The 21,711-nt window shown below is 57.5% G+C and carries 9 protein-coding genes; all 9 read right to left on the bottom strand.

Going from position 1 to position 21,711, the window contains the following annotated elements:
* Nucleotides 1-76: 76 nt before the first annotated feature.
* Nucleotides 77-4,681 carry a rhamnogalacturonan lyase family protein gene (locus H6B30_RS07055; protein WP_205109085.1) on the bottom strand — a complete coding sequence of 1,535 codons (4,605 nt, stop codon included), beginning with the start codon at nt 4,679-4,681 and terminating at the stop codon, nt 77-79.
* Between the two features lie 928 nt (nt 4,682-5,609).
* Nucleotides 5,610-7,028: an acetylxylan esterase AxeA1 gene (gene axeA1, locus H6B30_RS07050; RefSeq protein ID WP_205109083.1), complete on the bottom strand. Its 1,419-nt coding sequence runs from the start codon at nt 7,026-7,028 to the stop codon at nt 5,610-5,612.
* Nucleotides 7,029-7,185: 157 nt separating this feature from the next.
* On the bottom strand, nt 7,186-9,849 hold the full coding sequence (locus H6B30_RS07045) for a family 78 glycoside hydrolase catalytic domain (RefSeq protein ID WP_205109081.1): 2,664 nt from the start codon (nt 9,847-9,849) through the stop codon (nt 7,186-7,188).
* 128 nt (nt 9,850-9,977) lie between these two features.
* Nucleotides 9,978-10,652, bottom strand: coding sequence for an SGNH/GDSL hydrolase family protein (locus tag H6B30_RS07040; protein ID WP_239483712.1), 675 nt, complete (start codon nt 10,650-10,652; stop codon nt 9,978-9,980).
* Between the two features lie 100 nt (nt 10,653-10,752).
* Complete coding sequence (locus H6B30_RS07035; RefSeq protein WP_205109128.1) at nt 10,753-12,342, bottom strand: alpha-galactosidase; 1,590 nt, start codon at nt 12,340-12,342, stop codon at nt 10,753-10,755.
* A gap of 338 nt (nt 12,343-12,680) precedes the next feature.
* Nucleotides 12,681-14,522: a RagB/SusD family nutrient uptake outer membrane protein gene (locus H6B30_RS07030; RefSeq protein WP_205109077.1), complete on the bottom strand. Its 1,842-nt coding sequence runs from the start codon at nt 14,520-14,522 to the stop codon at nt 12,681-12,683.
* A 12-nt stretch (nt 14,523-14,534) separates the two neighbouring features.
* The gene (locus H6B30_RS07025) at nt 14,535-17,822 is read right to left on the bottom strand and encodes a SusC/RagA family TonB-linked outer membrane protein (protein ID WP_205109075.1); all 3,288 of its coding nucleotides are present in this window, start codon (nt 17,820-17,822) and stop codon (nt 14,535-14,537) included.
* Nucleotides 17,819-19,546 (bottom strand): fasciclin domain-containing protein, encoded by a 1,728-nt coding sequence (locus H6B30_RS07020; RefSeq protein WP_205109073.1) that lies wholly within the window; start codon nt 19,544-19,546, stop codon nt 17,819-17,821. Before H6B30_RS07020 ends, H6B30_RS07025 begins: the two co-directional genes overlap by 4 nt.
* Before the next feature lie 25 nt (nt 19,547-19,571).
* Nucleotides 19,572-21,707 carry a fasciclin domain-containing protein gene (locus H6B30_RS07015; protein WP_205109072.1) on the bottom strand — a complete coding sequence of 712 codons (2,136 nt, stop codon included), beginning with the start codon at nt 21,705-21,707 and terminating at the stop codon, nt 19,572-19,574.
* Between the last annotated feature and the right edge of the window lie 4 nt (nt 21,708-21,711).

Here is a 21,711-nt window from a genome sequence, read left to right as displayed (position 1 = left end):
AACTTTGATTGGTTATGTTACTATAATAAAAGGGCGCGCACACCGCTGCGCGCGCCCTTTACATGTTGCCTTAAGGTCACTCCTTCACCATTTTGCGGTCGCCGACGATGTATACGCCGGGTGCAAGCCCGTCGAGTGCCTTGTCGCGGCAGACCCCGCCACGCAGCTTGATGCCGTCGACAGAGTAGACATCCACGCGGGCCGCATCGGCCGCCACGCCCCCGATAGCGTCGGCAGTGGCCACCCGGAGCACTCCCTCCGACAGGAAGTCGGAGCTGTCCCACGTGATGTCCTGTCCCGGGCTGACAGTCTTGATGATGAACGAACCGCTCTGCTTGCCCTCGCCGTCAAACACATCAAACTCGTCGCCGGCTGCGAGCATGCGCCCTTCGGGCACAACCACCAGCACGGTGTCGGCATTGTGGGTCACAGCACCGTTGAACTTGTAAGAGTCATAGGTTCTCCTTGAGCCCGAACTGAGGCCGAGCCGCACCACGATGGTGCTGCCCTCGCCAAGCGTGAGGCTTCCCGTAGACTTCATCATGCCCGTCCTGTCGTCGTAGCCGGCAGAAATCACGCCGCCCTTGTTTACCACCATGGCAGCCGCCCCGGCGTAGCCAATGACACGGGCGCCGTCGTTTACAGTGATCGTACCGCTGGTGAGCGATGTCGGCGCGGCGGTGTAAGGATTGCAATAAAGGTCGAGCGCCCCCTCGTCAACCACCAGGTCGGAAGTGCTTTCTGTGCCGCTGATGGTCAGGGTTCCCGTTCCCCGCTTGGTAATGGTCTTGGCAGTGAGTCGCCCTGCATACTTGGTGCTGCTGTTGTTCTGGCCCACCTCGTAGCTGTCGATGCCGTTGCCCAGCTCGCAGTCGGTGGCCTTCGAGGCCAAAGAGCCCACAACCGTCTTCACCGCGCGGCTGTTGCCGCCGTTGTCGTTGTAGTGTCTCACGATGGCACCGTCGGCCAGCACGAGGCTCGTCATGCCCATGTCGGTGACGTTGTCCTGCAGGCGGAAGTTCTCGCCTTGTGCAGTCAGCGTTCCCTCAAACTTCGAGAAGTCGGCCCCAATGTCATTCCTCACACCGTCGGAAACGATGGTCAGGTTGCCCTTGCCGGTGAAGCTGCCGTTTATGTCGCCGCGAATGGTTCCCATGACGGTGTTGTCGGTGCCCTCAACCACGGTGACCTTGTAGTTGAACTCGGGCCTCGTGCTTGAATTGTTTACGTCGAGCAGGTCGACAGTGCCGCCTGCCAGCACCATTGTCGAGCCGGGCTTGCAGAACGTTGCGTTCCATGCGCCCGTGGCAACCTTGCCCTGTCTCACTATGAGGCCGGCAAACGTGTTGCTTCCTTCGTATGTAAAGTTAAGCTGTCCCGGACCGTCTTTCACCAGGTAACCGTCGCCCATGACAAGCCCTTTGAGCGAGATGGTGCCCGAAGCCGACGCCACGTTGATGGTCGCAGTGTCGCTCAGGGTCACTATGTGGTCTGTGGCCATGTTGGTGGCGTCTACTTTCAGCGTGCCGCCGTTGAGCTGCAGGTTGCCCTGTTTGGCCGTCGAGGCGCCTATGGAGCTGTTCTTTCCGCCGTCAGCGAGATTGGTCACAGTGAGCGTTCCGGCGTTGATGACGGTCGGTCCGGTATAGCTGTTGTTCACCAGCTTCATCCTCACTTCGCCCTTTCCGTTCTTTGTCAGGCCGCCGTTGCCGCTTATTGCCCCTTCGCCCGAGAGCGTATAGGTGCCGTTGTCAAAGTCGAACGTCACGCCATCCGTCACCATGTTGTCGGCCACAGCCACATTGCGGTTGGCCGACTCGTCGTTGAACACCACGGCATCGTTGGTTACAAACGGCGTGGCAGCGCCGCCTGCAACAAAGTTGTCGGCCTTGTAGTCCCACTTGTCCGACTCGTTTCCTGTCCACACAACATCCTTCATCGGGGCCCTCGACTCGTTGACAGTGAGCACAAGGCGGTTGCCTTCCACCGTCACGTCGCAGTTCACGCCGTCCAGTCCGCGCATGGCTATGCTGTCGGGGTCGGCCGTGAGCTTGCCGGAACACTCGGCCAGCACATAGCTTCCCACGGCTATCTGCCCTTCGGCGGCATTGATGGTAAACGTGTTTGTGCCTTCAAGCGTCAGGTCGCCATCAACCTTGACATGCCCCATCTGCGCTGCCGAGGCGTTGAGTTCTATGTATACGTCGCCCGGCAGGGTCAGGCTCTTGCCAAAAGTCATTGTGCCAAACTTGTCGGCGTCATTTCCCGGCATGATGCGGCAGCCTTCGTAGTTGAGCGCCTTCTCAAACGAGATGTCGCCATTGAGCCTTGCCACGCCGGCCAGTGTGCCCTTGGCGCGCAGCTCGACCGGCCCGGCCACGGTGCCGTTGATGCACAGCGTGCCTTCGCTTATTATGGTACGCCCGGTGAAGTCAAGGTTGATGTCGATGGTGGCAGTGCCCTGCTGCGCCTTCCACAGCTCCATGTCGCCGGCCAGTGAGCCTGTGCCGTTGAAGGCATAGTCGTGGCCCTTGGGGTTCATTATGTAAACGGCCGAAGGCTTCAGCGTAGAGTTCACCTGTATTGGCTGCCCGTTTTGTCCGCTCAGGTCGAACACCACGCTCTTGCCGTCGGCGTAATCCTGCGCCGCAGTCATGTCAAACGAGGTGAAGCCCGAGCCCGACGCGCCCCATGTGCCGCCTCCCTGCCAACGCAGGTCGGTCACCATCACAGGCGGGAGCGGAGGATAGGGCATGTCGCCACCGAGGTAGAAGCCCGTGCACGGCATCTGGTAGTAGCCACGTGTGGTGCAGTCGAGACGGTAGTGCGGGTCTTCCTGCAGCGTGTAGAAGCTGTAGTCGGTGGGTATGTTGGTAGAATATGCAATCAGTCCGGTGCTGGTCTTGTCGTCCTGCTTCATGAGAACGAGCTCTTCGCGCCAGTCGCCGGTGATGTCGCCCATGAACGCCGGGCGCACGGCACCGCCCGCATGGACGGCCCAGTCGCTCTCGCGCGAGAACTGAATGAGGCGCGATCCGTCGTACTTGGCCACGTGTACGTTGGTGCCACGGCCGCTGCCGCCGCTCGAGGCAATCAGTTCGCGCTGCAGGTCGCCATCCCACCACACGGCCTCCACGGGGTAGGCGGTCTCCCCTTCCTTTATCACGTTGCCCTTGCAGTCGTAAAGGTTGCCCATGGTCGAGAACACCTCGTAGCCCTTGTGGGCCGGGTCTACGTCGATGCAGCGCCCGCGCCCCACGTCGCCGATGGTCGGCAGGTACCACTCTTTGATGTGCTCGCCGGTGGCGGCATCGTAGAGCAGCTGCCCCATCAGGTTGGTCTGCTGTATTGCGTAGACCTCGAGCCCGGGCCGGTCGGGATCTATGTCGCTCACGTCGTAGCGGTCGCCATGGCCTATTCCGGGCGACATGACGAGCCCCTTGACCGAGTTGACTGCATAGCCGCCGCCGAGCTGCTCGTCGATGCCGTCGCCATCGACGTCGGCCACGCGCAACTGGTGGAACTCTGCGGCCGGCGGATTGGCGCTGCGCATGGGCCACGTGTAGGCGTGATGCCAGTTTTGGGGCTTGCCGCCCGTCCAGTCAAACGTCCACTCGCACATGTAGTAATGGTGGCCGTCGCTCTTTCGGCGGTTCATACACTGCACTGCAAGCGACGGGTGTATGCCATCGAAGTAGCATATCGAGAACGAACCTCCGAGGAAAGCATACTCCAGTCCGTTGTTGTCGTCGTAATAGTCGGCCCTGTTGTCGCGCCCGTAGCTGTCGGCCCCGTCGGTAACGGCCGAGTAGTTGAGTTCGGAGTGCACAATCTCCTCGCCCGTTGCACCGTCGATTATCGACACATAATAAGGCGGGTTGCGCTTGCCCTGCTTGGTGTAGTCGACAATACCGTCGGCATCGGTGTCGGCATCCTGGCTTCCGCCCACGTAGCTTCCCCACGTCTCGGCGGCCTTGTTCCAGAAGCGCGTGCCGTCAGAGCTCTTCACAATCACCTCGGTTCGCCCGTCGCAATTGATGTCGTAGGCCACCACCATGTCGCCCTGGCCGGCGTCGATGTCAACGTTCGGGCCCATGTCTACCGTCCAGAGGCAGCGCCCGTCGAACGTATATGCCTGCAGCTTGTGGCTCGTGGTTGTGGTGCCGGGGTCGGCCTGCCCTGCCAGTCCGCAGTATCTGCGGTCAACGAGCAGCGCGTCAAACTCGCCGTCGCCGTCGTTGTCCATGGGCCAGGCATACTTAAACTCGTAATTGTTGGGATTGAGCACCGCCGCCTCGAAGTCGATATCCATGAACACATTGTTGTAAGCATGGCTTTGAAAGAGGAATGGGGAACTCTTGTCGCCTTCCGTCCCGTCGGGCGAAACCATGGTCACAGCCAGCTCAGTTCCGTAGGGTATGGTTGAAACCGTGGCCTGGTAGTTGGTGTTGACAATAGGTTCGGCGTTGACCTTGGTGTAGTCCGACGAACCTTGCTTACGCATGTACAGGTTGTACGTGCAGTTCTCGGGCTCCTGCGCCAGCTTGCGCCACGTCACGAGCACGTTGTCGCTGCCGGCCACGGCCACCACCGAGCGTCCCAGTTTCTGCTGTATCCGCTGTGCATACAGGCAGGATGGCAGCATGGCCGCCATCAAAAGACCGATGTAAAATTTTCTCATTGCCGTTTTGTCTTTTAGTTTTAAGCTGAGTTATGATAGTATTTTCTTCATCCGCATCACCCTCGGCAACCATGCGCGTCATGCTGCCGCGAGGTGCTACAAAAGCATTTAACGGCACAAAATTACCAAAAAACACCCGACATAAGCACGACAATCGTACAAAAACCGGTAATTTAGTACGCTTTGGCCCGCGGTTGCGGCACCGCAGCCTAAGCAAGGCGCGCCTCGGGGCTGCAACCTGCCGCCATGCGCCAACATGCCCGGGCCATGTGCCGGCGGCCGGGACGCTGTGGCAAGGCAGCCCGGGCGGAAGGCCGCCGCAGGCGATGAAAAAACGCGACACGGCAGCGCAAAGCCACCGGACGCGGCCCAACAGGCATCCCACAAAGGCCGTATTGCTGTGCGATACAGGCCGTTTCGGGGCGTAAAACGGCCCTTATGGCAACGCAAAACGGCAGCTATCGCAAACAGCTGTGGCACAGGCCGCAAGCTCGGCAGCAAGAGACGGCAACGCCGGATGACAAAAAACCGACACGAAGCCTGCCGCGTTGGGCGGCCTGCCAATCCCTTGGAAGCCAGAGAAAGAAACAAAGCCATATCACCGGCGGTTTGCCGGCATGCAGGAGTTAAAAAAGGCCCGGCTTCACAGCCAGGCCTTTCCAGAAAAAGATATCTACCAAATGTACTTTCTAAAAACGTATTGTACTAACCAAAACTAACATAATCAAACTTTCATGGATGGCCGCCGCGAACAGCAGCCCGGCAGAGGCGCGCGCCCAACGGCAATCAGACCGTAGCGCGGCGCAGCCGACTCACGGGTGCAAAATTACGGCAACGAAACCATTGCAAAAGTATACTTTCGTCCGTTTTTTGGTAATATCGTACAAAAACGCTTTCGATATGTCTTCGGCAAGCCCGCGACGCGGTGTCAGCGCCCGCCTGCAACCACAGCTTCGGCCACCGCCTTTGCTATGGCCGCCGCCCCCTTGGCCGTGGGGTGAATGCCGTCGCGCTGCATCGAGTCAGACTTAGGGTCGAGCAGAGAATGGAGGTCGATGACCTGCAACTTGTTTTTCTTGGCCACCTTCTTTATCACGGGCATGATGCCGGCCACCACCACAGAGTCGCGTATCTGGTTGTCGTCTTGCTTGCCGCTGCCGGTGTCCGAGGCCACAGGGCAGCACAAGTAGATGGCAGGCTTCGACGGCAGCGCCTTCAGTTCGTCGACCATCTGCTGCAGGTCGGCGGCAAACTCCTTGCCGTAGTTGTCCCAGTTGCGCGGCTTGCTGTCGTTGGTGCCGAGCTTTACCACCACGATGTCGGGCTCGAAAGCCTTGGCCTCGGCCCATGCCTTCTCCTTCATGTAAGGGCGGTCGCCATGGTTGAGCAGCGTGCGGCCGCTGACGCCGAAGTTGCGCACGCAGTATCCGCTGCCCAGCTGGCGCTGCAATTGCGCCGGATATCCCTGCACGTCGGCCATGTCAATGCCGTGCCCGTCGGTGATGCTGTTGCCCACGCAAGCCACGCGCTTGGCCCCGGCGTCGGGTGCCTTGAGGCTCTTGAGCCATGCCGAGAGCTCGCCGAGCATCTCGTTATGGTAGGCAAACGACGAGCGGAAGCCGAAGCCGTGGCCGCCCGAGGGGTATATGTGCATGGCGGCCGGTATGCCTGCGCGGCGCAACGCCGTGTAGTAAGGCAGCCCGTTGGTCAGGGGCGGCACGGCGCGGTCGTCGCCGGCCATGACGATGAAGGCCGGAGGCGTCTGGTGGCGGCGCACCTGCTTGTCGTTGGAAAACTCGTCGACAAGGGCCTTGTCGGCTCTGCCGTCGCCCAGGAAGCCCACCACCGAGCCTTTGTGTGTGACGCGCTCGTTCATCGAGATGACGGGATAGAACAGTATCTGGAAGTCGGGGCGCGCGTCGATGGGTGCATGTGTGGCAGTGGTCGACGCCAGGTGGCCTCCGGCCGAGAATCCCATGATGCCCACGTCGTATGGATTCACCTTCCATGCCTGTGCGCTGTCGCGCACGGTGCGTATGGCGTTCTGTGCGTCAGACATGGGCAGCGAGCGGTCGCCCTTGGGCATGCGGTAGGTGAGCACGCAGTAGGCTATGCCCTGGCTGTTGAAGTATTCGGCCCAGTCGGTGCCCTCGTTCTGCATAGACAGATGCGAATAGCCGCCGCCGGGGCAGCCCACAATGGCCCGCCCCGAGGGCGTCTCGGGCAGGAACACCTGTATGTTCGACGCACCATCGGGCGTCAGGTTGACGGTCAGCTTGCGCGCCGTCTGTGCCTGTGCTGCCACTCCGAGGGCTGCCACGGCACACAAAAACAAAGTCTTCTTCATGCTTATTTTTCCTTAATGTTATTTCAGTAGTCAGTAACCGAATGCAAAAATACAAACATTAAGGCTAACGCCACGCTGCTTAACGACATTTAACCCTAACAGGGCGACGGCGTGGGGCAGTGCCGGCAGCCACACGGCACCGCCCCACCCTGCAAAGTCAGAACACATAGTCGCCCGAGCCTATCTGGCGCACGGTGCCGTCGGGCAGGTGCACCTCGGCCGTGGTGTTGGCCGGCACAGACACCGCCCACCTGACAGCAGAGCCCTCGCGCCACCACTCGCTGCGTATGGTGCCATACGGCGAGCGGTGGGAGGCGGCCACACGGGTGAGCCGCCTGATGCTGAAGTCGGGCTTGAGCACCACCCGCTTGAACCCGGGACAGGCCGGGTCGGGACTGATGCCGGCCAGGTGCTCGTAGCACCAGGGCAGCAGGTCGCCGAGCAGCATGACGTGGTTGCCGCTGTTCATCGACGGGTTGGCGGTGTCGCCGTTCCACAGTTCCCAGATGGTGGTTGCCCCGCGGCTCACCATATATCCCCATCCGGGGTAGGTGTCGGTGGTGGCCAGGTCGTAGGCCAGGTCGCCGCGCCCCATCGCCGACAGCTGGCGCATGAGCCACTGTATGCCTATGACGCCCGCGCTGACATGCTTGCCGTTCTTGGCCACTATGGTGTTGACAAGACTGTCGGCCACGCCACGGGCGTAGCCCTCGGGCACCATGCCCATGGCCAGCGGCAGCAGGTTGGCCGTGACAGTGCCGTTTGAATAGCGGCCCCGGCAGAGGAAGGTGTCGTTGACGGCCTTCAGCGTGGTCTCGGCATCGCGCGAGTATGTCTCGGCATCGGCATCCAGGCCGAACAGCCCTGCATAGCGCTGCATGAGCCGGCACAGATAGTAATAGTAAGCCGACGAGATGAGCCGCCCGTCGGTCTTGCGGGCCGGGTCTTTGCTGTGAACGAGCTTCGGCGACTCCGGCGGAACGCACCAGTCGCCGTAGCGGTCGTATGGCACGAGCCCGCCATCATAGTTGTCGCGCCTTATCATGTCGAGAAACCTCTTTATCGACATGTAGCTCTCGCGCATGGGGCGCAGGTCGCCATACTGGCGGTAAAGCATGTCGCAGGCAAAAGGCAGGGCCGCCGGCCACGTGATGTTAGTGTTGTACAGCCTCCAGTAAGCAGGTGTCACGTCGCTGATGCGGCCGTCGGCACGCTGCCCGTCGCGTATGTCGGCAATCCATTTAGCATACAGCGAATGGTTGTCCATGAGGTAGCTCTCGCCCAGGCAGCCCGTGGTGCGGTCGCCGAGCCACGGCATTCGCTCGTCGCGCTGGGGGCAGTCGACGGGCATTCCCTTGTAGTTGCTCCTCACGCCCCGGCGCGCATTGGCCACTATGGCGTTGAGCATGCTCTCGCCCCCGGCCTCGTAGGCGGCGAAGCCGGTGCCCTCATCGTCCATGCGGTCGGCAATGAGCTCGCGCACCACGTCGCATTCCCCGATGTCGTCGACGCCAGTTATCTCGGCATACCGAAAGCCGTAGTATGTAAACTCGGGCGCCCAGCGCCGGCTGCGGCCGTCGCCCACATACCAGGCCGTGGCCTCGGCGCTGCGCAGGTTGGCCACATAGAGGGCCGAGTCGCCCGGGGCCAGCAGCTCGGCATGGCGTATGCGCACGGTATCGCCGGCAGCGGCCCTCAGCGTGAGGCGCAGGCGCCCTGCCCCGTTTGTGCCGAAATCTACAATGTGGCGCCGCCCGTAGCTGCGCACGGCCACCGGGCGCTCCGACGAATAGACGCTCATGGCCGGCGTGACATTGCCGCGCAACACGCCACCGGGCGCGGCCACGACGCGAGCCCGGGCCCAGCTGCTGTCGTCGAACGAGGCCTCGGCCCAGCCGGCCACGCACCGCCGGGCATCGAAGAGCTCGCCGTCGTACTCGTTGGCATAGCGTATGGGGCCGCCGGCAAAGAAGCGCCAAGTGGAGTCGGTGACTATGGTGTCGGCCTGCCCGGAGGCATACTCAACGATGAGGTTGGCGCGCAGCTTGGGGTAACCGTAGGTGGTGCGCACGTTGGTCTGGTAATTCTGTGTCTGGGCAAAATAGTGGCCAGGGGCAAGGGCCACGCCCACGGCATTGCGGCCCGCAATGAGCGAGGTGACGTCGTAGGTGTCGTAGGCCACTGTCTTGGTGTAGTCGGTGGGCACGGGCGTGAGCACGTCGGTGCCCACCCGCCTGCCGTTGATGTAGATGGCGTAGTTGCCCAGTCCGGAAATGTGGATAGTGGCTCGGCTCACGGCCCCCTTGCCGGCCCGGAACTCCTTGCGGAAGCAGCGCACCGCCATGCGGCTGTGGCGCTCGGCAACGTCGCCGGGCAGCAGCGAGTCGAGCCCAATCCATTGTCCCCGCCAGTTTTCTGGCGACATGAGGCCCGTCGACCACGACGACGGCTCGCTCCACACGGCGTCGCCGACGTTGGTCTTGACAAGCACACGCCAATAGTATTTGCGGTTGGGCTGCAAGGGGGCGGCCTTGTAAGCCACCCATTGCGACGAGTCGGAAGCCACGGTGCGGCTGTCCCACACGTCGCCCACCATGCTCCGCGCATTGTCTTCGGAAGACGACACTATGATACGGTAAGACTCTTGGCGGACGTTGCGCCCGGAAGAAACTATCTGCCAGCCGAAACGGGGAACGGCAACGTCGATGCCCACAGGGGCCACACGGCCCTCTACCGTGAGGCGCGAAAGACTGACGCCCGACGCCGACGCCGCACAGGGCGGCATGAAGGCCAAGGCCATGATGATGTTGGTAAACTTCATAATTGCGATTTGTTTTGTGCGGGCCCATGGCTGACGACGGCCTGGGGCACCAGGCAGCCACAGCCGCCACTGTTGCCTCCAACCGCCGATGGGCGCCGAAAGTCATTGGTAAACGGTTTGTTGGCGCATCACTCTGTGTATTGCAGTATAAACGACTCGGCCACCGGAAGGAAACGGTCGTGCCCCCGCGAATTGAGGTGGGCCGTGTCGCGGGTGCCGCCACCCTGGAAATAGATGCGCCGGAAAGTGGCGCTGCCGGCATAGATGCCACCACGGCGGGCAGCGTCGAACACGGGTATGCCGTAAGAGCCGCACACGCTGAGCATGGCATCGACCACACGCTCGCGGTTGCTACCGGCAAAGCCATCGCACACCCACGGCGTGAAGAAAACTATCTGGGCACGTGGATATTTCTCGATGAGCCCGCGGCAGAGCACGCCGAGGCGCTCGCGGAACAGGCCCATGCCTATGCTGTCGAGGCGGGCGGCATCATTGTGCCCGCCAATGACTACGACGAGGTCGAGCGAGTCGGCCATGTCGGCATAACGGCGGTACATGCCTTCGCCCCAGCGGGCAAGGTCGACGGAGATGCAATTGCCGTTGCGGCCGTAATTGTAATACCTCATGCCATGCTTCATGGCAAACTTATAGTGCCATGTGTTCTCTACCGGCTCACGGTGGTTGCGCACATAGCTGTCGCCGATGACACCCATCTTCTTGCCCATCAACGGGTCGGGGTCGCCGGCCACGACACTGGCTGCGGCTATGATGGCGGCAGCCATAACTAACAGTATTTTCTTCATAAACAAAAAAACATGCATAAACGTAAACGGTAACGGCAGGCTGCCGTGTGACCACGTCACGCCCGGCGCCCTTCAGTCATGCCGGCATGCGGGGCAGCTGTCAGCGCCCGCCACTGCCGGCAGGGCGAAGCTCGAAGCGGTCTATGTCGACAGTCCAGCCGTAGGGATAGCCCATCTCGACGGTGTTGAACCCCTTGCGCAGCGTAACGGGTATGGTCACCGTGGCCAAACACCCCTCGGAGGCGAGGTCGTAGAGGCGCGTGGTTGTGCCATTGACCGTGACCTCGAGCCTGCGGCGGGCGGCGGGCACATAGGTGATGGTCATGTCGTAGGCGCCGCCGCGGCTGCTGTAGACGTCGCTCCAGCGGGCTATGTTCTCCTTGCGACCGCCCAGCCACGACGCCACCATGCCCCCCGAAGCGTCGGGGTTGGCGGCATAGAGCACCTGGTGCTTCACCTTGCCCAGGGCATCGAAACAGGGCAGGTAAGCCCACTCGGCCTCATAGGCCACCGGGTCGGTGCGGTAAAGGCCCTCGGCACGCAACAGGCGCAGGCTGCGGGCAGGCAGGTCGCACACTATGCTGTCGCTGACGGGCTCCAGGTCGCAACGCCTTACAAGGTCGCGCAGCCTCACCCGGCCGCCAAGCTCGAGCAGCGACAACGGCACATTGAAGTGGCAGGCAGAGTCGGACGGGTTGTAAAGGGCCACGGCACGCTCCGTGCCCCGCCTGCGCCCGATGTCCTTGGTGAGCACATAGCCCTCGCCCTCGTGCTGAACGACGTAGGCCTGCAGCCCGAGCGGGTCTTGGTTGAGGGCTATCAGCTCTTCGTTCTTTATGAGTGAGAGCGACGCCTCGGGTATGGTCTGCATGTCGCAGCCTATCATGAGCGGCGAACTCATGATGCACCACATGCCGAAATGCACCTCTTCTTCATTGCGGGGCATGCCGCGGCCAATCTCGAGCATGTCCATGTCGTTGTAGTGTCCGCCGCCACAATAGGCCGACAGGTATAGGTTGAGGTCGATGATGCGCTTGACCGACGACCAGCGGGGGCGTATGTCGGGGCTGATGCGCCACGAGCGGGCAATGCTGCGGGCCCATGTGCCGGGGAAAGCCCAACGGCAGATGTTGATTTCCACGTCGCCACAGCCCACACTCTTGAAGGCCTCGCTTATCTCGGTGTATCGGCGGCGCTCGTCGAGGTTGAGCTCTGTGCCCGCCCCGCAATAGTCTATCTTGATGAAGTCGAAGCCCCAGTCGTTGAAATAAAGCTCGGCATCCTGCCGCTCATGGCCGTACAGGCCGGCCCAGAACCCGTTCTCGTCGTTGTCGTAACGCGAGCCGCATGTGTGGCTGCCTGCATCGGAATATATTCCGGCCTTGAAGCCCAGCGAGTGGATGTAGTCGGCCACGGGCCGCAAGCCGCGCGGGAAACGCTGCGGATGGGCATGCATGAGGCCTGTGCTGTCGCGATAGCCGAAAAAGCCGTCGTCGATGTTTATGTAACGATAGCCTGCCGCCTTGAGGCCCTTGGCCACCATGGCGTCGGCCTGGCGCATGATGAGCGTGTCGCTGATGTTTACATGATAGGTGTTCCAGGAACTCCAGCCCATCACTGGCGGGTCTGCAGCAGCAGACTCTTCTGCTGACGGCGAGGCCACTGCACGGACTGTTGGCGGGGCTGCCATGCAGGCAAAGGCATTATGCAGGCAAGCCAGGGCCAATGCACAGCCATAAAGGGATAAACGGTTGAAATATGTCATCATTTATATGTATTGATTGTTTCTCTGACGCCAATGCCGGCCTGCGGGCCGCTGCCATGGCACTGCGGCAGCCTCTGCCGGCTTTCGTGCGCAAAGTTAAGCATCGGCAACGACAATGGCATTGTCATTTCGTACGAAAAATATGAAATACGTACGAAAACGTCCCGCGTGACGGCGGTGTAACAAATGAACAAACAAAATGGCCGCATGCGCGCCCGTGCGTGCATGCGGCCATTGCATGTGAAAAAACTCAATTTATGGCATTACTTCATCGGAAGATACCAATTCTGCTCGTCTTCAAGATTCTTGACCGGATTCTTGAACGCCAGCTTGCGGGCAAGCCAACGGCCTCCGAAGTTGGTGCCGTAGCCGGCAGGGCTCGACTCGTTCTTATGGCGGGCCAGGCGCATGAGGTCGGCATAGCGGCAGCCTTCGAAAGCAAACTCCATGGCGTACTCGTCGCACAGCAAGTCTTCTACAGCATTGACGATAACGGCGAGAGAGTCTTCGCTGCCGGCAGAGGTCACTTCAAACATGCTCTCTATCTCGTCGAGCTTGCGCAAAACCTCGGTGTCCATCTGATAGAGCGAGTAAACGCCGTCGATGCCGCTGGCGTCGCTGCAACCATGGCGATGGATGCCGTAGTTGCGCGCCCCACCCGTGCCGCTGAAGATAGAGACACCCTCGCCTATCAGGAACGGATAGCGACCGGTGAGCAACTCCTTGGTGCCATCGGTGATGTAGGTCGTATCCGTGAGCAGGTTGGTGGTAAGGCCGTCTTTCAAGATGGCGAAAGCTGCGTCGGGATAACCCATGCGATTGAACGCCTCGGCCAGATGCAGCCACACGGTGGAAGAACGGTAGAGAATGATCTGCGGTGCATAAGTGAACAGCCTTTGATACTCCATGGTGTCGACGCCGCCCACATTGCTGCGCTGAACCACGCGAGCCTTTGCACGCTGGTCGCCAATGCTGAGCGCGCCCTTCTCGTTCTCATGGCCGGCAAACCTCGACGTGTAGTAATAAAGAGAGTTGTTGGCCAGCGACTTGTAGGCAGAGGACGGCACTATCTGCTGCTCGTCCATGAACTTGGCCTGATACTTCTCGTCCGGAGTGGCATCTTCGTCGCCGGAAGTTAGGTAATAGTCAAAACCGAACAACTTGGGTATCTCCGACGTAACTCCCTTAAACTTGTTCAGCGCCATGGGGAGATAAGTGATGCGACCGTCGAGTGACGTTGATGTAGATATGAGAGAAAAGTTATCAGGGAACCAATTGCCGGAAGACTCTGGCAGGAAGTCGTTGGGCAAATTGAGATCCCACATATTCGACAATTCAACAAGAGAACGCTGGTCGCTGGCCACCATCTTATACTTAAGCAGGTACTTGAAGTAATAGTCGGCAGCCTCGGCATAGCGCCCGGCCTCAAGATAGAGCTCGCCAAGGATAACGTCGACGGGGATGCACATTGAGCGAATGTAATCGCTGCCAATGACACCATTGCCGTAGGGCAGGTCGAGCCCACTGTAACGCCTCAACGCGGTGTTGCCCTCGTCGGCCAGGCGTGCAACAATCTCCTTGATGCCAAGCTCCTCAGACTTGTCGTTCTCGATGTCGCTCAAAGAGGTGAGCGGCTTGGTCACGAACTTCACCTTGCCGTAATTGCGGGCAAGCTGCAAGTAAGCCCACGCACGGAAAGCCAGCACGGTGGCATACTCCGACTGTGTGACATTGTATGTACCGTCATACAAGGTGGTGTCGCGATTGGCAATGTAGTAGTTGCAGTTGTTGATGATGCGGTAGTAAACGTAAGCGCTGTCGTACTTGTTGGAAGCCGTGGCGCTGAAGTTTGCCATTTCACGCAAGTTGAGGTCTGAATGCACGGTGACGTCGACCAGGTCGCCACGCATCTCATTCTGAATGTAGTAGGCGTCGGCAGCCTGCTGCACTGCCTGCATTATGCCCAGCACGTAGAACAAGGAGTCGGAGGCCTGCCCGATGGAGGGCAGCTCAACCTCGCGGCTTGTCTCAACGTCGAGCATATCGCTACATGACGACACAAAGAGCGTCATCATACAGATAACTGAAAATATTATCTTCTTCATGATTTCGTTTTCTTATAGATTTATCTTCACTCCAAAAGTAAATGCACGGCTTTGGGCAAGGTTGCCACAATCTATGCCCTGATACAACGAACCGCGGCCAATGCTGAACTCGGGGTCGTTGCCAAGATAATTGGTAAGAGTAAACAGATTGACTGCCTCTGCCCACACAGCAAGACCCTGCAGCCAGCTGAAGTTGACAGGAACGCGGTATGTCAGCTTGAGGGTCTTCAGGCGCAGATAGCTTCCGTCTTCAATCCAACGGTCGCTGAAGCGGCTGTTGCCCATCGGGTCGCCATAGGCTATGCGCGGAATGTCGGTCACCTGGCCTTCATAGTGCCAGCGGTCGGTCATTGCCACCTGCTGATTGTAGAAGTTGCTGCCCGAGTTGAGTATCATGCGCTGGTAGTTGAACACGTCGTTGCCGAGGCTGTAGTTGAAGTTGAGGCTGAGCGTGAAGTTCTTCCAGTTGACAGAAGCAAAGATGTTGCCGTAAATGTCGGGATTCGGGTCGCCGATGACCGTACGGTCGCTCTCGTCAATCTTGCCATCATCGTTGCGGTCGACGAAGTGGATGTCGCCAGCCTGGAAATACATTTCCTTGCCGGTGTTGTCGAGCATGTAGAGATACTCATGGCCACCGTCCTGCTTTGCTGCTGCGCGTGCGGCTGCATCGTCGGCAAACACACCGGCTGTCTCGTAGCCGTAGAACAGGGCCACAGGGTTGCCCACAGAGGTGAGGATGTTGTCTTCGCCATATATAGAAGAGAGGTAATCGCCATCAGGCAACGACTTGACCTCGTTCTTGTAGTGGCCCACAGTGGCGCCAATCTCGACATCCCAGTCCTTTGCCACGACGGGCTTGCCGGAAAGCATGACCTCGAAACCGGTGTTTTGAATCTCGCCACTGTTGGTCCAGTAGTTGTTCTGGCCGGCAATCGGGTCGGTGAAGGTCTTCAGAGTGAGCAGGTCGCTCGTCTTGTTGATATAGTAATCAAAGCTCAATGCGACACGGTTGTGCAGCAAGTTGGTCTGCAAGCCCACGTTGAACTTCTTCATCGTCTCGCTCTTTATCTTGTCGTTACCGATGTTCTTGAGCTGCAAGCCGGCCTGGTTGTCGTACTTCACCATGGCGTAAACGGTGCGCACGGCATTGCTGGCAATGTCGTCGTTGCCGCTGATGTCGTAGCCAACATTGAGGCGCAGATAGTCAACTCCGGCATTCTTCGGGAACCACTTCTCGTTGGTAACCACCCATCCGGCCTGTACACTGGGGTAAACCTGCCACTGCACACCGAACATGCTGAGCCCGTCGCTGTTGTCGCCGAAACGGCTGTTGGCCTCGCCAAGGAGCGACAGTGTGAGGAAATAACGGTTCTGGTAGTTATAGTCTACGTTGCCGTACCACTGTATCTGCTTCCATACATCATTGGCACCGAAGGCCGAGATGATGTTGTTGGTGTTGGCAGAAATCTGCGGGTTCTTGTCGTCCTGGCGCGTTGTGTACTGGGTTGAGATACCGTCGCCGTCGTACGAGAAGTAATTGTAACGGAAACCAACGAAAGCGCTCAGCGAGTGGGCACCGAAGATGTGAGAGTAGCTTACTCGCGTGTTGCTGAGGATGTTGTTCTCCTTGGCATAATATGTAGAGAACTGGTTGTAAACCAAGCCTACATCGGGTATGTTGAACCCGGCCACACCCGTGTTAGGACGGTAGTAGCGCTGCGAGTTGCGGTTGAGGGTATAGCTGAACGCTGTGGTAATGCGCCAGTCGTTGCCCAACTTAAGCGTAGGCTCCAACATTGCCTGGAAGTAGGTGTTCTCAAGGAAGTTCTTGTTGTCGCCGTGAGCCTGCGCCAGAATGGCCACAGGGTTTGAAAGCGAATGCTCCGTGCCGACAGCGTCAAACAAGTCGTCGGCCTCGCTGAGCAGGTTGGAGAATCCTCCCAGGTACTGGTTGTACTGGTAAGGTGCAACCAGCGGCGACTTAATCTGAGCGAGGAATGTGGGCGATGTCGGTGTTGCGGCATCGAAGTCTTCCTGCACGCCGTCGTCTTTCAGGTCGTTCTGCATTCGCGAAATAGACAGGTTGAACTTGGTTGAGAGATTCTTAAGGATGTTGATGTCGGTGTTGAAGCGAACGTTCATCCTATTGTAGGCATTGCCTTTTGAGGTTGTCTCGCCATCGACATAGCCCACAGAGAGGTTGTACATACCGATGTTGTCGCCTCCTTGCACATTGATGCTGTAGTTCTGCGTCAATGCCGTCTGGTAAACCTCGTCCTGCCAGTCGGTGTTGTTATGATACGTATGGTAGTAATAACCATTGGGATCATCGTTGAGGAACTTGAATGCCGACGAGTTGACGTCGAGGTTGGGCACTGTGCCGAGCATCTCGGTAGCATAGATGCGATACTGAGAGGCATCCATGACGGTCTGCAGGCGTGGCATCAGCGTCACGCCTACCGAAAGGTTGGCGTCGATTCGCGTTGCCATGCTATGGCCACGCTTGGTCTCGATGAGGATGACGCCATTGCCGCCGCGGGCACCATAGAGGGCTGTGGCGTTCTTCAGCACCGTCACCTTCTCTACGTCGGCAGGCATGATATTGCCCAGCATATTGAAGAAATTGCCGCTGTGCAGCACCGCACGGTCACGCTGCATGTCGAGCTCTACGCCGTCGACGATGATAAGCGGCTGCGAATTAGCATTCAGTGAGTTGATGCCTCGGATAAACATGTCGCCTCCGACGCCAAGCATTGCCGAACGCTGGGTGGTGCGCATGTCTGCCAGCAACTTGTCTTCAAGCTCTGTGTCGAGGGTGTAGTTCTCTGTTGCATCAGACTTGATGGAACGCGAAGCCGTGATGTTCGTTGCGTCTTCATACATCGGGCGATACTTGTCGCTCAACATATAGATAACGAGATCGTCGCCCTTGCCGATGGCAACCTGCTGCGATAGGAACTCTGGCGAATAGACAAACAGCGAAGTGGTGAACTTGGGTACCTTGATTTCGAACTGCCCCTTCTCGTCGGTCATGGCCGTGTAACGGGCGTTGCCAAGCGCCTTGACCTGAATACCGGCCAAAGGCTTCTTGCTGGACTCCTCGAATACGGTTCCCTTGACAGACACGAGTTCATACTTCTCCGGCTCAATCTTTGGAGCTCGCTGAACCGAAGAGGCCTGCTCATCGTCGGCAGCAACTTCATCCTGAGCGTAAGCCGGCACAGCCAACCCCACTAAAAGTGCGAAGAAAGCGTTCCTGAAAAACGACTTATGGATATTATATATAACAGTGTTCATAATCTTTCATCTTCTTTTTTTAAGTACTCGTCATAATCAACCGGACGGAGAATCAAACCGGCTATACGCATCCTGTTGCCATAGTTCTTTTCCTTTGAACTATAAACGTTGCGGTTAATCTTGACACTGACATACGGCTTGCAATCATCGCTGATGCCAACGTATGCATATGGGAAGTCAACCTCACCAACCAAGAATGTGTCTATCTTGTTGAGATTGGCCGAGTCGGTGAGCAGCTTGGTAAACTTCTTGGTAGGAGACGAAGCGGTTCCGATATTGCCTTTCTCGTCCATATAGTTCAGATTGACGTCAAACTGGATGATCTTCTCTTGCTCGGTTGAGTTCTTGTTGATGCAGGCCGGCACGAAAACGACATAGAGGTTGTATTTCGTCGACCTTATCCCATTCAGATAGAAATATGCCTCCGGACGAGCCGTTCTGTCGTTGTTGGGAACGAGGTCGATATACCTTGATATGTAGTCGCCAACGCTCTCGTTGAAATCGTAGGTCGTCACCTCGACAGTGTTGACAGCGGCCTCCTTTACCAAAGGACGTACATCGGTGCTGTAAACATTGACGCTGAGCTCGGGATTCCAAACCTCCCAGGGCTTAAGAGCCAAAGAGTCGACACGGCGTGCATAGCCGTTGCTCATCTTCTCGGGAGAGCCGATAGTGTGAGACACTATTTCCTCGCCACCAGAAAGCTTGATACCGGAAGTTGTCATGAGGGTGTCGAGCAAACCATTCTGCGGGCCGTCCACCTCGTCAAGCCAGAAATTGTACTTGTTGCTATGGGCAAGTATAAGGCTTGAGCCAATGCAAAGCTTTGCAAGAGAGTCGGTCAGGTAAGCCCCATCATAATCCTTGTTGGCCTCGCTCTTGGTAAGCACAGACCCTACTCCGTCGGTAGTGATAGGATAATACTTGGTCTCTGTGTTGTATTTGAACGAGTTCTTGATCTGGTCGTATGAGCTGGTGTATGCCTCATCAGTTGGCAACAGCATGGTGTACATACTGTCCTCATTGTTAATCTTGGCATTCAGCTCCCTGAACAAAGTGTTGTTCATTATCATCACAGAGTCGCTGTAGGTCTGCCGGCCCAGAGAGTCGATAGGCCCGGGCACACTGTTCTTGATATCCAACTCCTCTGACTCATATTTCGCAAAATATGCAGCAATGAGGCTGTCGGTGTCTGCCTGGTCGAAGATATACTCATAGATGTTGGGCAAGTATTGCACCGCTCCGTCCATCACGTGGTAAATACCGTTGATGCTCGGATTGTTGAGGCTAACTATGTTGTGGTCGCCGTAGGTGCATCCCTCAATGTTTTGCAACTCAAACGACTTCTCGTTCAAGGTGTGAACACGCTCGTTGATGCTTGAAGACACCGTGAAGTTGTAGTCTGCCACATGGCTCTTGATAAACCTGTCGACGAGCGACGTGCTGTCCATCTGGTCGTAAGTGGCATAGTCGAAGGTGCCGTTCTGCGGTGCCCACACGGTATAGAATCGAGTATTGCCAAGCTCCTTGTCGTAGCCAACTTTATAGAGCAATGACGCAAACTCAGTAAGGTCGCTGCGAGAAGAAATGTTCTCCCAAAGAGTCTTCTTGCTTTCAGGCGAACCTGTCTTGTACGCTTCGTTGTAATCATCGAAGTCGGTGCATGAAGCAGCAAGCAATGTTGCAGCTGCTATCATGCTGTATATACATTTGTTACGTATCATAATTCTTTTTTGATTTTACAAGGAATCAATACCAATCCTCAAGATATTGCTGGTTCTGAGCCACACCTATCGGAACAAACTCTATATAATCAATCTGGAACTTGCGCTCAAGGTTGCCGTCGTCGAGCACTGTCTTGAGGCGGAGCCAGTAGTCTTGCTGACGCAACTGGCGTGTGTCGAGGATGCGGCGGAACTGGTGAGGGATAAAGCGCACGATAAAGGCATCGGTGCTCTCGTTCTGGCGCCTTACTGAAAGTGGGCCACGCAGGAATCCGTGTGAACGCATTATCTTGTCGGTCTCAAGTCCGCGGTCGGCGTAAGCCTCGGGGTGCAACGACTCATCGTCAAGCCTTACAAAGCCCATGGCCTTGATGGCTGGGTCGTTCTCGTCCATGGCCATGCGCATGTCGAGAGGTATGCTCAGCGGCTCCATCGATGCTATCTCGGGCTTGTCGCCGATATACAGCTGAAGCATGGTGCCGTGGGGCATACAGTCAAGGTTGATTCGCATCTCGTATGTTCCGTCCGGCACGGGCGGGAGCTTGATGGCAAAGTCGAACACTCCCATTCCCTGGAAGGAGTCGCCCTTGTATAGCGAGTATGCCTTTGAGCCCGGGTCGGCCACGAGGTTCATGTCCAACTGGGTATTGTTGCCGTTGAACACAACCACATTGTCGAAATAGTCAATCGGGAAACGTACGCGGGCAGCCGACTTTCCACTGTTGAGTGCTGTGATATCCTTTACATAAGCGCCACGGAAACCGTTGTCCATCGTCTCGCCGAGCAGGGTAAGCGCATCGAAACGCATGCGCTCGTTGAGCACACCCAATGGCACTTTGCCATCGTAAAGCAAGATGTCCTTGATAGGATAGACATATCCGTTGAGCGGCTGCTTGAGCGAGTCGACGTCAACCTCAACGCCTTTGTAAACCATCTGGTGCATTGCTGCAGAGCCGACTGTCTCGATTCCATCGGTCAGGGTGTTGTTCTGGACATAGCGGTTGAGGTAAATCTTGTCGCCCTCAGATGTCACTTTCCATGCCTTGATGAGCGTCATGGGAAGCATGGTCTCGTAATAATCGTATGCGTCGCCGGTGCATCCGTGAGTGGTGTGGGTGTTGTTCTTGAACGCCAGCACATTTGCATTGACAGCTGTCTTGAGTATGTGATAGCTCACGAACATGTTGACCACGTTGTTCTGCTTGGTATAGTCAGACGACATGTCGACCTCAATGTTATTGTTACGGAAGTAGTCGTACCATCCGGAAGTCATGCTGCGCGAACCGGAAGCGGCATTGCCATACCACTCCTTGCACTTTGCAACAAGGTCGTCGAAGTTGTTGATGCCGTTAGCCTTGAACACATCGTTGGTCTCGGCAAACACAGTGAAGCCTTTCTTGCACTCGGTCGGTATATAGTAACCGTCCTTTGAAGCGGGTGCCTGGGCCGAAAGAGTCTTATACTGAGTCTCAAGCTGCTTGTCAAGACCCGTCCGCTCGAGTGCCTCATAGAATATGGAGAAGTGTACAGAGTCGGTCTGAAGCTCGCGTGCCACAAGCTTGTTTGAACGCTGGATAACCCTGTCAACAGCATGCACGATACCATTCACCACCTCATAGTCGCACAGCGTGCGATCTATAGGGGCATTGCCATTCACAAGAATCTGGCTACCACTTGCACCGGCAGTGATGTAACGACCGAGCAATGTGCGGTACGTAGCACCGGTAGAGGTAAGCATCTCGGTGGTGGTGAGCTCGGTCTTCAGCAAATGGAACATGGCGATGTCTTCGCAAAGGCTGTCGCTCAGTCCCTCGAGAGAGTTCTCCGTCATGCCGTTGTGAAGCAAGTTGCCGGCGTCGTCCACGCTTTCCTTGTCATTATACAGACTGTCAATATACCTCATCACAGCCCTGTTGTTGGGTGCAAAGCAAGTATACTCTCCATAAGAGCTCAATATCCTGTCTTGTCCTGAGCGCTGCAGAATGTAATTGAAGTTGCTATATGCCGAATCATTGTTTACAAGGAAGTCATAAATGGTCTCTCCCGTAAAAGTGAATCGGTTAGACTCATCCGGCTCAGCCGTACAGGAAGACAATGCTATACACCCGGGGATGAACACAGCCCCGACTGCCTTAAGCAATGATTTCACGTTGATTTTCATATTC

Source organism: Marseilla massiliensis (assembly GCF_016899955.1).
Taxonomy (GTDB): Bacteria; Bacteroidota; Bacteroidia; order Bacteroidales; family Bacteroidaceae; genus Prevotella; species Prevotella intestinigallinarum.
Note: the sequence above shows the minus strand (reverse complement) of the source record. Positions and strands in the feature narration are given on the sequence as shown.

What these genes read in the sequence shown, in the direction of transcription:
- H6B30_RS07040 (WP_239483712.1), bottom strand. Translation starts at nt 10,652, where the DNA reads ATGAAGAAAATACTGTTAGTTATGGCTGCCGCCATCATAGCCGCAGCC.
- H6B30_RS07045 (WP_205109081.1), bottom strand. Translation starts at nt 9,849, where the DNA reads ATGAAGTTTACCAACATCATCATGGCCTTGGCCTTCATGCCGCCCTGT.
- H6B30_RS07030 (WP_205109077.1), bottom strand. Translation starts at nt 14,522, where the DNA reads ATGAAGAAGATAATATTTTCAGTTATCTGTATGATGACGCTCTTTGTG.
- H6B30_RS07025 (WP_205109075.1), bottom strand. Translation starts at nt 17,822, where the DNA reads ATGAACACTGTTATATATAATATCCATAAGTCGTTTTTCAGGAACGCT.
- H6B30_RS07020 (WP_205109073.1), bottom strand. Translation starts at nt 19,546, where the DNA reads ATGATACGTAACAAATGTATATACAGCATGATAGCAGCTGCAACATTG.
- H6B30_RS07035 (WP_205109128.1), bottom strand. Translation starts at nt 12,342, where the DNA reads ATGGCAGCCCCGCCAACAGTCCGTGCAGTGGCCTCGCCGTCAGCAGAA.
- H6B30_RS07055 (WP_205109085.1), bottom strand. Translation starts at nt 4,681, where the DNA reads ATGAGAAAATTTTACATCGGTCTTTTGATGGCGGCCATGCTGCCATCC.
- axeA1 (WP_205109083.1), bottom strand. Translation starts at nt 7,028, where the DNA reads ATGAAGAAGACTTTGTTTTTGTGTGCCGTGGCAGCCCTCGGAGTGGCA.
- H6B30_RS07015 (WP_205109072.1), bottom strand. Translation starts at nt 21,707, where the DNA reads ATGAAAATCAACGTGAAATCATTGCTTAAGGCAGTCGGGGCTGTGTTC.